This is a genomic window from Halomonas sp. EF61, from assembly GCF_040147045.1.
Taxonomy (GTDB): Bacteria; Pseudomonadota; Gammaproteobacteria; order Pseudomonadales; family Halomonadaceae; genus Halomonas; species Halomonas litopenaei.
The window spans coordinates 1,304,963-1,317,143 of the sequence record NZ_JAMSHM010000001.1; the positions used below are offsets into that span (position 1 = coordinate 1,304,963).

General features: G+C 64.0%; 9 protein-coding genes. 3 read left to right on the forward strand and 6 right to left on the reverse strand.

The features are described 5' to 3' along the window. Nucleotides 1-609: 609 nt before the first annotated feature. Nucleotides 610-1,179, reverse strand: a complete 570-nt coding sequence (gmhB, locus tag NFI08_RS05675) for a D-glycero-beta-D-manno-heptose 1,7-bisphosphate 7-phosphatase (protein WP_108449591.1) — start codon at nucleotides 1,177-1,179, stop codon at nucleotides 610-612. 344 nt (nucleotides 1,180-1,523) lie between these two features. Then, a complete protein-coding gene (locus NFI08_RS05680) occupies nucleotides 1,524-2,483 on the reverse strand; it encodes a LysR family transcriptional regulator (RefSeq protein WP_349587885.1) in 960 nt (319 codons plus the stop codon). A 322-nt stretch (nucleotides 2,484-2,805) separates the two neighbouring features. On the opposite strand from NFI08_RS05680, the gene NFI08_RS05685 reads away from it, so the two are divergent. Continuing rightward, nucleotides 2,806-3,972 (forward strand): zinc-binding dehydrogenase, encoded by a 1,167-nt coding sequence (locus tag NFI08_RS05685; RefSeq protein WP_108449593.1) that lies wholly within the window; start codon nucleotides 2,806-2,808, stop codon nucleotides 3,970-3,972. A 493-nt stretch (nucleotides 3,973-4,465) separates the two neighbouring features. Here NFI08_RS05685 and glyS read toward each other — a convergent pair whose 3' ends face one another. Next, the gene (glyS, locus tag NFI08_RS05690) at nucleotides 4,466-6,532 is read right to left on the reverse strand and encodes a glycine--tRNA ligase subunit beta (RefSeq protein WP_108449594.1); all 2,067 of its coding nucleotides are present in this window, start codon (nucleotides 6,530-6,532) and stop codon (nucleotides 4,466-4,468) included. A 2-nt stretch (nucleotides 6,533-6,534) separates the two neighbouring features. After that, complete coding sequence (glyQ, locus tag NFI08_RS05695; RefSeq protein WP_108131941.1) at nucleotides 6,535-7,497, reverse strand: glycine--tRNA ligase subunit alpha; 963 nt, start codon at nucleotides 7,495-7,497, stop codon at nucleotides 6,535-6,537. Between the two features lie 92 nt (nucleotides 7,498-7,589). Between glyQ and rfaD the strand changes: the two genes are divergently transcribed. Together rfaD and waaF are read left to right on the forward strand one after the other, a co-directional pair. Beyond that, nucleotides 7,590-8,546: an ADP-glyceromanno-heptose 6-epimerase gene (gene rfaD / locus NFI08_RS05700; RefSeq protein WP_108131940.1), complete on the forward strand. Its 957-nt coding sequence runs from the start codon at nucleotides 7,590-7,592 to the stop codon at nucleotides 8,544-8,546. Continuing rightward, complete coding sequence (gene waaF / locus NFI08_RS05705) at nucleotides 8,539-9,612, forward strand: lipopolysaccharide heptosyltransferase II (RefSeq protein ID WP_485477607.1); 1,074 nt, start codon at nucleotides 8,539-8,541, stop codon at nucleotides 9,610-9,612. Before rfaD ends, waaF begins: the two co-directional genes overlap by 8 nt. A gap of 110 nt (nucleotides 9,613-9,722) precedes the next feature. Here waaF and NFI08_RS05710 read toward each other — a convergent pair whose 3' ends face one another. Both NFI08_RS05710 and NFI08_RS05715 read right to left on the reverse strand, forming a co-directional pair. Next, nucleotides 9,723-11,357 (reverse strand): sulfatase-like hydrolase/transferase, encoded by a 1,635-nt coding sequence (locus NFI08_RS05710; RefSeq protein WP_045990972.1) that lies wholly within the window; start codon nucleotides 11,355-11,357, stop codon nucleotides 9,723-9,725. Nucleotides 11,358-11,397: 40 nt separating this feature from the next. Continuing rightward, on the reverse strand, nucleotides 11,398-12,156 hold the full coding sequence (locus NFI08_RS05715; protein ID WP_349587892.1) for a glycosyltransferase family 2 protein: 759 nt from the start codon (nucleotides 12,154-12,156) through the stop codon (nucleotides 11,398-11,400). Nucleotides 12,157-12,181 lie beyond the last annotated feature (25 nt).

Sequence of the window (12,181 nt, forward strand, 5' to 3'; positions counted from 1 at the left end):
GGGGAAGGGATGGTGGGAAGGGGGAGCAGACGAGAGCGTACGGCAAGCCATAATCGAGCTGCGTCCGTGGCCTCGCTCCTCCGCAACGTTTCACGTGAAACATCACGGCATCAGGCCTGAGATTCCAAGGCTGGGACCGTGTCTGGCTATCCGCATCTTGCGATCCGCGTCTTGCCATCTGTGTCTTGCTGCCTGGATCTTGTTACCTGCGTCTTGTTATCCACGTCAGGTGTTCCGCCTCCTGCTATTTGGACTCGAGGAGTCTCACGCTTCAGACTGGATGCCTTGGTTGTCGCGGTATATGGAACGTGCGGGAACCTGTCCGGGGGGCTCTGTGATACTGAAGGGGGCTCTATACATTGCACTCGCAGTCATCACGGAAAGACCGACAGTTGAGCACCACGACCTCCCGGGCGGGTAAGTCGCAAGAGCTTTCCCGTGCTCTAACCTGTTGTTTGGACGTTGATATACGAAAAATGCGTGCGCCCATGTTTCACGTGAAACATGGGGCTCGGCAGTTGCAGACAGATGAAGGGAGAGCCAAGTCGTCGGCCAGGCCTGGAGGCTCGCCGAGGGGTGACGAGGGGGCGAGCCTGATGCAGAGTGCTTTCAGGTATCCAGGTTTCCTTGCAGCAGTTGGTCGACAAAACCAGCCAGATCGTCATGGACCTCTGCCTCGCTGTCTGTCCGGCCAAGTTCTGGATGCTTGGCTAGTGTGCGCCCGCCCTTGCCGGTACGCACCAATGCAAGGCGGCAGCCCATGGCAGCGCCTGCCTCGAGATCTCGGTAGCTGTCGCCCACCATCCAGGCGCCTTCCAGGCTGTCGAGTGCAAGCGCATCCTGTATCTGGCGGAGCAGACCGGGCAAGGGTTTGCGGCAATCACAGCGGTCCTCGCTAATGTGAGGGCAGTAGGCGATATGCTCGATCCGACCGCCCTCGGCCTCCACCAGGCTCAGCATCCTGGTGTGCATGGCTTCAAGCGTTGCTTCATCGTAGTAGCCGCGCGCGATGCCTGACTGGTTGGTGGCAACAGCGACGGTCCAGCCCTGTTGGGACAAACGGGCGATGGCGGTGATGGCGCTGGGGTAGGGGACCCACTCGGCGAGCGACTTGATGTAGTTGTCGGAGTCCTGATTGATCACTCCGTCACGGTCGAGAATGACGAGTCGTGGGGCCATGGGTCTACCTGGTCTGTGCGAAGGGTAAGGGTGGTTGCTGTCACGCAATCGGCCCAGTGTAGGGGCATGTTTCACGTGAAACAATCAGGTGCTGACGAGGCCGTGTCTGTGGCTCTCATTGCAGTTCTTGCCAACCCCGCCGCTGTTGCTGTCTGTCTCACCCTTTGCCAGTGGAAGCTCGTGCTATTCCCCCCATGTCGAGGGCGTAACAAGGGTCTCATGCAAGGGTCTCATGCAAGGGTGTCATGCAAGCCCATTCCAGCGACAATCATCCCAGGTTCCTTTGTATTCGCTGAGCCACGGATCGCTGCGAACCCTGCCCCTTAGCTGTCGCTGACAACACCCTAGTCCAAAAGGGGGGGCGACGTCTTGTCGGTGTGCAAACCTGTCGCGCCGGCTGTCGCCAGTGATGTGGGTATTGAGTCCTTCAGGTGATCGAGCAATTCTCGTACCCGCATTGGAGGATCCCGTCCTGGAAGCAGCGCGTGGATGCTGATGTCTGGCAGCGACCAGTCCTCGAGCACGGGGAGCAACCTGCCGGCTTCCAGCGAGGACCCGACGATGGAACGGGAGGTATGAAGGATGCCGATACCTGCCTCTGCCGCGATCACCAGTGCGTGCCCATAGTTCGCTCTGTAGCTTCCGCTGACCGGCACATTGTGAACCTCGTCGCCACGGCGAAGTGGCCAGCGCTGAATACCCTGGAAACGTGTGTAGTGAAGGCAGTTGTGATGCAGCAGGTCCAATGGGTGACGTGGTATGCCGTGGCGTTGAAGGTAGACCCTCGACGCCACCAGCATGCGCTGATCTGCGGCCAAGGGGTGGGCGACCAAGCGAGAGTTCTCGAGCACCCCGACTCGCACTGCCAGATCGTGCCCGGACGAGGCGATATCGACAAAGCGATCGTCGAAGTCGGCGTCCACTTCAATGTCTGGATGGCGTTCGAGAAATTCGGGGAGGAAGGGCGCAATATGGATTCGGCCGAAATTGACCGGTAGTGATAGGCGGATCAGTCCTCGCGGTCGGTCACTGATGTCCTGCAAGGTATCCGCCGCCTTGTCGAGTAACCGTAGAGCAGGGACAGCGCGTTCCAGGTAGGTGCGGCCCGCCAGGGTCAGGGAAACCTCACGGGTGGACCGGTGCAACAGCTTCGTCCCGAGCCGAGACTCCAGCGCATCGAGGCGACGGCTGACCGCGCCGCTGGTGAGGTTGAGTTGCTCGCCGGCCGCACGCAGTGAGCCATATCTTGCCACTTCAACCAGGGCAAGCAGTCCAGCGACCAGTGTGTCGTGATGGGATGGCATGGTGCACTCTCGTCCAGAGGCAGGGGTTGGTCATTGCACGAGTCGCCATGGGGCCAGGGTCGATGCAGTCGGTTTCGCCCAAGTCTTCCTGCCGACCTCACGCAAACAGAGGCACGTGTGGCGCCACGACGGGCGAACTCCTGGTGTGGATGACCACCTTTCAGAGACCATGACCTTGCTTAGGCGCGGTAAGGTCCAGGCGTCGGCTGGGTGTCGGGGCCTTATTGTTGAGTCTAGCGCAAGACAGTACTCCGTGAGCTTCGCTACTGCGCTGGTCTCGGACGGGCCAGGATAGGGGAAGACCAACGAGGAGGTTGTTCCCATGTTACTGGAAGCTCGTCTACGTCCATTGGTATCGCTACGTCACTTTCGTCAATTCCGCTCTGACAGGGTGGGGCCTGAAGGAATCCATGAATACCAGGTAGCACGCCGTGACCTGGCCAGTGAAGAAGTGCGTGTCAGGGTCGCTGCAGTGGGGCTGAACTACCGCGACAGGGCGCTGCAGGACGGCAGCTATCTGCCGCAGATGCCACGCCCCTTCGTGCCGCTGTCAGAAGGCTCCGGGGTGGTGCTGGAAACGGGAAGGGATGTCGTTGATCTCGAGGTGGGACAACCGGTGCTCGGCCACTACACCATCGATTGGATATCTGGTGCTTTCAAGGAGTCCTATCACGTCTCAAAGCTGGGCGGTCCTGGTGATGGCTGGTTGTCGGAGGAGGTCATCGTTCCCCGTCGTGCGCTGGTTGCCGTGCCAACTGGCTGGCGGCTCGAGGAAGCCGCTGCATTGGCGATCTCCGGCGTCACGGCCTGGAAGTCGCTTGGCGACCTGGATGAGCTGAAGGGCCGTTACCTGCTGTTGGCGGGAACCGGCAACGTGTCGCTGCAGGCCCTGCAGATGGCGGCTGCGGCCGGTGCTCGGCCTATCGTGGTGACGTCGCGACCCGCTCTGGCATCACGGCTCAGGGATCTAGGCGCGGTAGCGGTGATCGGTCGGGAGGGCGGGGCGGCCGACGTGGCGTCCCAGGTGATGGCCATCACCGAGTCCGTGGGCGTAGGGCGTGCCATCGATGTGGTGGGCGGGCAGTTTCTGGTCGATGCCATTCTGCCGTCCATGGCTACCAATGGGCATGTCGCCCTGGTGGGCTTTCTCGAGAGTGGCCGTGTCGAGGGTGATCTGGTGGGACCGGCGATTCGCAAGTTGCTGCATCTGGAAGGGATCAGCGTCGGCAGCCGTGACGATCTGGAGGCCATGCTCCGTTATATGGATCGCCACGGACTCAGGCCCGCTATCGGACGTCGCCTGAGCGCCGACGACTTGCCTGAGTGGCTCGCCAACGGCGCCGCGGTCAGTGGCTTGCGTTCGGGCACCATAGGCGAGCGTCGTCCGAGCGTGGGCCTGTCGGCAACTGACTCGCAGGACAATGATCTCGAACTGGGCAAGACGGTAGTGATCATGGATCAGCGGCTGGCGGAACGTATCGCTGAGTAAAGCGGCGGAGGCGGGGCGCTGAGTAGAGCGGCGGAATCGGGGCGCAGAGTAGCGCGGCGGAGGCGGGGCGCTGAGTAAAGCGACGGAGGCGGGGCGCCAAGAAAAGCAGAGGTCGTGAGGCTCAGGGCTCGCGTCGGGGTACAAGCAACAGGCGGCGTACTGGAGGTACATCAAGCGGGGCGGGTTTCACGTGAAACATGAGAGCCTGCCCTTGCCTGTACTCCTGTATGTTCCACGTGAAACATTGTCGCCGCCGGCGCTTTCTATCTGGGTAATGTTCCACGTGAAACGTCGGTGGCGAGTGTCACTCTGCACGGCCAGGTTTGACTCTCCAGGCGACATCCCATTGGCTCACTCCTGCGTTCGTAGCGGCCGTGGTATCCCCTATGAAGGGCTCAGGAGCTTTGGGGCCGTGGGCCAGGCGGGCTCAACCTGTCGATATAAAAAAGGCCGGCCCCTTGCGGGACCGGCCTCGTTGCCACCAGGGGCTGGATTACTGCTGCAGTTCGGCGATATCCGCTACTTCGAGGAACAGCGCCTGGAGGCTTGCCAGCAGGGCCAGACGATTGGCACGAACGGCTTCGTCTTCGGCCATGACCATCACCTGGTCAAAGAAGGCATCCACCGGTGCCCGAAGGCTTGCCAGCACGTCCAGGGCGTCGCTGTAGCGGGCTTGCTGGAACAGCGGAGCGACCTGCTCCTGGCAAGCTGCCACGGCGTTCTTGAGGGCCTTCTCGGCGTCCTCGGAGAGCAGGCTCTCGTCGACCTCGGTGCGTCCATCGTGATCCTGCTTGGACAGGATGTTGCCGACACGCTTGTTGGCGGCGGCCAGGGCGGCGGCTTCATCACGCGTGGCGAACTGCGCCACGGCGCGCAGGCGACGGGCGAAGTCCAGCGGGCGGGTCACCGGGCGTGCACGCACCGCCAGGTAAACCTCGGCACCGATCCCTTCGTCCTGGGCCCAGGCACGGAAGCGATCGAGCATGTAGCCAAGGACGTCATCGACCAGGCCGTCTGCCTTGGGCAGCGCCTCATGCTGGGCCACGGCCAGCTCGAGCAGCTCGCGCAGGTCCAGATCGAGCTCACCCTTGACCAGGATATTGAGCACGCCGATGGAAGCACGGCGCAGGGCGAAGGGGTCCTTGGTACCGCTGGGGCGCTGGCCGATGCCGAAGATCCCGGTGATGGTGTCCAGGCGATCGGCGATGGCCAGCGCCTGACCGGTCAGGGTCTGGGGGATGGCGTCGCTGGCAAACCGCGGCAGGTACTGTTCTTCCAGCGCGCGTGCGACCTCGGCGTCTTCGCCATCGTGCTCGGCGTAGTAGCGCCCCATGATGCCCTGAAGCTCCGGGAACTCGAGCACCATTTCGGTGACCAGATCACACTTGGCCAGGGCCGCAGCACGGCGAGCGCGGGACTCGTCACCGCCGGTGCGGCTGGCGATGTGCGCGGCCACGTTGGCACTGCGTCTGGCCTTGTCGGCGAGGGTCCCGAGCTGCTTCTGGAACACCACGCTGGAGAGGCCCTCGATGCGCTCGGCGAGCGGGCGTTTGCGGTCGGTCTCGTAGAAGAAGGCGGCATCGGCCAGACGAGGGCGAATCACCTTCTCGTTGCCGGCGATGACCTTGTCCGGCTCGCGGCTGTCGATATTGGACACGGTAATGAAGGCGGGCTTGAGCTTGCCGTCCGCATCCAGCAGGTGGAAGTACTTCTGGTTGGCCTTCATCGACGAGATCAGGCATTCCGCCGGCACCTCGAGGAAACGCTCGTCGAAGCTACCGGTCAGCGCCACCGGCCACTCGACCAGACCGCTGACTTCTTCCAGCAGGTCCTCGTCGATGACGGCGGTGGCTTCGAGCAGTTCTGCCTCGGCCAGTACCTGTTCGCGAATGCGCTCGCGACGCTTGCTGCGATCGGCCAGCACCCAGGCATCCTCCAGGGCACCGAGGTAGTCGTCGGCATGTTTCAGGGCGATGGCCTCGGGGGCGTGGAAGCGGTGTCCGCGGGTCTCGCGGCCGGCCTCAAGGCCCAGCACCGTGGCGGGTACGACCTCGTCGCCGTAGAGCGCCACCAGCCAGTGAACCGGGCGGGAGAACTCGATGCGGGAAGCGCCCCAGCGCATGTTCTTGGGCACCGGCAGGGCCGCCACAGCCTTGTCGATGATGGCGGGCAGCAGGGCGACGGTGGCCTCGCCCTGTTGCTGCTCGCGGTAGCCGAGCCAGGTGCCCTTGTCGGTCTCCAGATGGATCAGTTCATCGACGCTGACGCCGCAGGAGCGAGCAAAGCCCTGAGCTGCTTTGGTTGGCTCGCCATCCTTGAAGGCTGCCGCCAGGGCAGGCCCGCGTTTTTCGACGTCGCGGTCGGGCTGTTTGTCGGCCAGTGCCTCGACCCGTACCGCCAGCCGGCGGGGGGAGGCGTAGGCGGTGACGCCCTGGAAGTCGACGCCGGCATCGGCGAGGCCGCGACGCACGCCCTCGGCGAAGGCGTCGGAGAGAGTGTCGATGGCTCCCGGCGGAAGTTCTTCCACGCCGAGTTCAAGCAAGAGGGTGTGGGCGGCCATGCTTATGCGTCTCCCTGTGCGGCAAGGGGTTCGTCGTCGAGAAGTTCACGTCGCAGCGCTTCCGGGGCCAGCGGGAAACCGGCCGCCTTGCGTGAGGCGTAGTAGGCGTGGGCCACGTCGCGGGCCATGGTGCGCACGCGCAGGATATAGCGCTGGCGTTCGGTGACCGAGATGGCGTGACGGGCGTCGAGCATATTGAAGGTGTGGGAGGCCTTGAGTACCTGCTCGTAGGCCGGCAGCGGCAGGTTGGCGGCGAGCAGCTTCTGGCACTCGCTTTCCTGGTGGTCGAAGTTGCCGAACAGGGCGTCCACGTCGGCATGCTCGAAGTTGTAGGTGGACTGCTCGCGCTCGTTCTGCAGGTAGACGTCACCGTAGGTAACGCGGGAGCCGTCGGGTGCGATGGTCCATACCAGGTCGTAGACGCTGTCCACGTCCTGAAGGTACATGGCGATACGCTCGAGGCCGTAGGTCAGCTCACCGGTGACCGGGAAGCACTCGATGCCGCCGGCCTGCTGGAAGTAGGTGAACTGGGTCACCTCCATGCCGTTGAGCCAGACCTCCCAGCCGAGTCCCCAGGCACCCAGGGTCGGTGACTCCCAGTTGTCCTCGACGAAGCGGATGTCGTGGACCAGCGGGTCGATGCCGAGACGCTCAAGCGACCCCAGATACAGTTCCTGGAGGTTGGCCGGGGAGGGCTTCATGACCACCTGGAACTGGTAGTAGTGCTGCAGGCGATTGGGGTTTTCGCCGTAGCGGCCATCGGTGGGACGGCGAGACGGCTGAACGTACGCCGAGTTCCAGGTTTCGGGTCCGATGGAGCGCAGGAAGGTGGCCGGGTGAAAGGTGCCCGCACCGACTTCCATGTCCAGCGGCTGCATGATCACGCAGCCCTGTTCGGCCCAGTACTGTTGCAGGGCGAGGATCAGGCCCTGGAAGGTTGCCACGTCTGGCGTCGACTGTGTCATTGGGAAGCACCGTTGGCCATGAATTCACGAGCCGTCAAGTATACAATCACAGGCAATTCGGTTATAGGCACAGCGCCAACAGAGGTTTTCCCATGATCGTAGTGACAGGCGGAGCCGGCTTCATCGGTTCAAATCTGGTCAAGGCCCTCAATGACCGGGGGCGCACCGACATCCTGGTGGTGGATGACCTGCGGGACGGCACCAAGTTCGTCAACCTGGCGGACCTGACCCTCGGGGACTACATGGACAAGGACGAGTTCCTGTCCCGGGTGAAGGCCCACATGCGCGGCGAGCTGAACCAGCTTCCGCCCATCGAGGCGATCTTCCACGAAGGTGCCTGCTCGGACACCACCGAGTGGGATGGACGCTTCATGCTGGAGAACAACTTCACCTACTCCAAGGAGCTTTTGCACTTCTGCGAGCAGGAGGGCATTCCCTTCCTCTACGCCTCGTCGGCGGCCACCTACGGCGGCAGCGAGGTGTTCGTGGAGTCCCCCGAGCACGAGAAACCGCTCAACGTCTACGGCTACTCCAAGCTGCTGTTCGACCAGTACGTGCGCTCGCGCCAGGCCGAACTCAAGACCCAGGTGGTGGGCTTTCGCTACTTCAACGTCTACGGCCCCCGCGAGCAGCACAAGGGCAAGATGTCCAGCGTGGCCTTCCATCACCACACCCAGATCAGCGCAGGCGAGAACCTGCGCCTGTTCGGCGCCTGGGACGGCTACGACGCTGGTATGCAGAGCCGTGACTTTGTCTATGTCGGCGACGTGGTCGACGTCAATCTGTGGTTTCTGGACAACCCCGAGGTGTCGGGAATCTACAACCTCGGTACCGGCCGCGCCGAGCCGTTCAAGACCATCGGCGAGACGGTCATCGACTTCTACGGCAAGGGCCGCATCGACTACATCGACTTCCCGGAAGAGCTCAAGGGGCGCTACCAGAGCTACACCCGTGCCGATATCTCGCGGCTGCGCGAGGCCGGCTACGACAAGGAATTCCACACCGTGGCCGAGGGCGTGACTCGCTACCTGGAGTGGTTGAATGGCTGAAGCTGCGCCGGTCATGGCGCAGCCGCGGCTGGCGGGCCAGCGGCTGCTGGTGGTCGGTCCCAGCTGGGTCGGTGACATGGTCATGGCCCAGGGGTTGTTCAAGGCGCTGAAGCAGCAGGGCGCCACCGCCCTGGCGGTGGTGGCACCTGCCTGGTCGAGGCCGATCCTCGAGCGCATGGATGAGGTCGACGAGGTCGTCGAGCTGGCCGTCGGACACGGCGTCTTCGGCTTTTCCGCCCGACGACGGCTGGCCAGGTCGCTCAAGGGACGCTTCGATCATGCCATCGTGCTGCCGCGTTCCTGGAAGTCGGCACTGGTGCCTTTTCTGGCGCGGATACCCAGGCGAACCGGCTTCACCGGGGAGCACCGGTTTGGCCTGTTGAGCGAGCGCCGTGAGCTGCAGCGCGACGTGCTCGACCAGACCGTCAAGCGCTTCGTCTCGCTGGGGCTGCCGGCGGACGCTGCCGCTGCCGGCGACTTCGAGATTCCCCAGCCACGGCTGCGTCAGGATGCGATCAACCTGGCGCGGTTGCATGATGAACATCGACTCGGCGTGCGCCCTGCCATTGGCCTGATGCCAGGGGCGGAATATGGCCCCGCCAAGCAGTGGCCGCTGGCCTACTTCCATCGCCTGGCCGGGGAGCTGATCGCTCAAGGGTTCGAGGTAAGGGTGCTGGGTGGGCCCAAGGATCACGCGGCGGGCGAGGAGATCGTGACCGGTCTCGAGCATGCCCACAACCTGTGTGGCGAGACCCGCCTGGAGGATGCCGTCGACCTGCTTGGCGACTGTCGTCAGGTGGTGACCAATGACTCCGGGTTGATGCATGTGGCCGCCGCGGTAGGGACGCGTATCCAGGCGATCTATGGCTCCTCGTCGCCGGCCTATACGCCGCCGCTGACCGACAACGCCCGGATTCACTATCTGGCTTTGTCCTGCTCGCCCTGCTTCGAGCGACATTGCCCGCTCGGGCATACCAACTGCCTCAAGCAGATCACTGTCGACAGCGTGCTGGAGGCGATCCTGACAGACGAGGCCCCGAACCGGATCGACGCCAGCAACGAGTGATCCGGGGCAAGGTGCCGTCTGTGAAGCCTTGTCCAGTCGTCCTGGCCGTCATCCAGGCGCTCTGTCGCCGCTACTCTTCATATGGGCGCCCAGGCAGGTAGACGCCAAGGTCAAGGCTGCTGGGGTGCCTCGGGTGGGGCGTCGGGCTGTCCGTCGTTGCGATACGCCGGGGCCAGGCCTTGCCACAAGCGCTGCTGCAGCGCGGTTTCTTCACGCATGTACCCGTTGAGCGCTTCCAGGCCGTAGCGTTCGGCCAGGGTCGGATCGTTCGAGAACAGCGAGACGCCGAGTCCGGCGCGGTGCCAGTCGATGGTGAAGCCCATCGCCTCCAGCAGCGTCGGCAGGGTGTCCATGGTGGTGGCGGTGGTCGAGATGCGTTGGGGCGTCAGCGCATTGCCCATCATCATCAGGGTGTTGGTGCGAGGCGTCTGAATCAGCTGATCCCAGGCCGAGACACGCATGGTCAGATGGTCACTGGCGATCACCACCAGAGTGTCCTCCAGCAGGCCCTGGTCGCCAAGGCGCTGGATCAGCCGGCGGGTCAGCCAGGCCGAGCATTTCACCGCGTACAGGATATCCACACCGTCGTGCTCACCCTGATTGGCCTGGCAGGCCCTGGCCGGATAGCCCGCCGGGGCGTGGGCGGTCAGATTGAGCACGGTCAGGTTCCAGGGACCGTCCTGACGATCCAGGCGCTTTGCTTCCTCTTCCGCCATGGCGTACAGACTGTCGTCGTAGAGGCCCCAGCTATTGAGGTAGTCCGGGTCGTCGAGGCGGCCTGCAAGCTGCTCGCGCCCCAGCACGCGGTCGTAGGCGTGGTCCTCGTAGAACAGCCCCTTGCCGGCGAATTCAGTGCTGGCGCCGCCCATGAAGGTCTGGCGGTAGCCAAGCCCCGCGAGCAGATCTCCCAGGCAGGCGACTCCGGGTACCACGTGGTGCAGCGGCTCGAACTGGCTGTCGTGGAGCAGGCCGGCGGGCATCAGCGGCGTGCCGCACTGGCTGGCGATCATGCCGGCCATGGTCCAGCCGGTGTTGTCGAGCTGGCGAACATTGTCGAACACCACTGCATCCGCTTCCAAGGCGGCCAGGTCGGCGTAGGCGTCGCCGAAACGGGCCTCGTCGGCGTAGGTACGCTCGAGGCTCTCCAGGTAGATCAACAGCAGGTTGGGGGGCTGCGGTGGCGCCTTGAGGATCACCGGCTCGACGTAGCGACGCTCCAGCCAGGTGCCGGGGTCGGTGACCACCGCCGCGCCGCGCTGGCCCATGGAGTAGAACATCGGATTGGCGACCAGCAGCACGAAGGCCAGCCAGTGGTCCCAGCGTTGCCAGCGGTAGTCGGCTCGCACCAGCCAGGTGTAGGCCGCCAGAATCAGCAACATGGCTGCGGTGTACAGTATCGCCGCCACGCTGCGCTCGCTGCCGCCGTGCTTGGCAATGCCCGCCTGCAGATGGAAATAGACCGCGCCCATGTCCACCTGGCCGAAGCTGTTGGCCAGGTAGACGTAGATGCCCCAGAAGGCCAGTGGCGCCAGCGCCCAGGGGATCACCTGCACCCGCAGCCGTGGCGGAGGTGGCGCGCCCCAGCGTTTCCATCCGGCCAGGGCACACCACACCAGTGCCGGCAGCGGCAGGCACCAGCCGGGCAGTCGGGTGACCATGACCAGGGCATGGCCCACGGACAGGCCGAGAATCAGATGGACGGCCCAGCGAAGCCAGGTCGAGGTGGCGGGGCGGTGCAGGGGCATGATCGAGGCGCCAGGTGTCGTTCCGTGAAACCGATACGAATCAGCGATCGGCTCGCTCGTTCTCGTACAGTTCGTTCAGCTTTGCATACTTCATGTACGCATGGAATGCCGTTGTGATGGCGACGGTCATGCCATCCTGGCCCTGCAGCAGCCCGCCCTTGAGCACCAGCTTGCGCAGCATGGCGGTCACGGCGTGCAGCGTGGGACGAGTCGACGAGGGGGTGACACCACGTTCCTTCATCGCCCAGGCGTCGCGGGTCGACAGTTGATCGATGCGCTGCATCCAGTGGGACAGGTCACGGTAGGTGAAGTGACGCAGATGGGCGTCCACGTCGACCACCTCCGGTGCCTGGACCGAGGAGTGCGCCTTCTTGGGCAGATAGCCCGAGGTGGTGCGGTTGTACAGCCGGGTCACCGGGTCCGGGTAGAACCCCGCCGCGCGAATCCAGTGGCGGCCGGCGAAGTTGCGACGCTTGAAGCGGTAGGCCTTGCGCGGGTCGTCCAGCGACAGCTCGCGAATCGCCGCCACGGCGTCGTCGTCCAGGCGCTCGTCGGCATCCAGCGCCAGGATCCAGTCATGGGACGCCTGGGGGACGGCGAAGGCCTTTTGCGGGCCATCGCCCAGATAGGGCTGATGGATCACTCTAGCGCCGGCGGCCTCGGCCAGAGCAACGGTGTCATCGCTGCTGCCGGAATCGACCACGATCACCTCGTCGCACACCGGAGCCAGCGAAGCGATGGCCTCCTCGACGTTGTCCTGCTCGTTGAGGGTAATGATGATGCCGGTAATCGGGGTCATGGGGCCTGCCTATACGAAGGGCTTG

Coding starts and splice junctions, on each gene's coding strand:
- gmhB (WP_108449591.1), bottom strand. CDS start 1,179: ATGGCCCCACGACTCGTCATTCTCGACCGTGACGGAGTGATCAATCAG.
- NFI08_RS05680 (WP_349587885.1), bottom strand. CDS start 2,483: ATGCCATCCCATCACGACACACTGGTCGCTGGACTGCTTGCCCTGGTT.
- NFI08_RS05685 (WP_108449593.1), top strand. CDS start 2,806: ATGTTACTGGAAGCTCGTCTACGTCCATTGGTATCGCTACGTCACTTT.
- glyS (WP_108449594.1), bottom strand. CDS start 6,532: ATGGCCGCCCACACCCTCTTGCTTGAACTCGGCGTGGAAGAACTTCCG.
- glyQ (WP_108131941.1), bottom strand. CDS start 7,497: ATGACACAGTCGACGCCAGACGTGGCAACCTTCCAGGGCCTGATCCTC.
- rfaD (WP_108131940.1), top strand. CDS start 7,590: ATGATCGTAGTGACAGGCGGAGCCGGCTTCATCGGTTCAAATCTGGTC.
- waaF (WP_485477607.1), top strand. CDS start 8,539: ATGGCTGAAGCTGCGCCGGTCATGGCGCAGCCGCGGCTGGCGGGCCAG.
- NFI08_RS05710 (WP_045990972.1), bottom strand. CDS start 11,357: ATGCCCCTGCACCGCCCCGCCACCTCGACCTGGCTTCGCTGGGCCGTC.
- NFI08_RS05715 (WP_349587892.1), bottom strand. CDS start 12,156: ATGACCCCGATTACCGGCATCATCATTACCCTCAACGAGCAGGACAAC.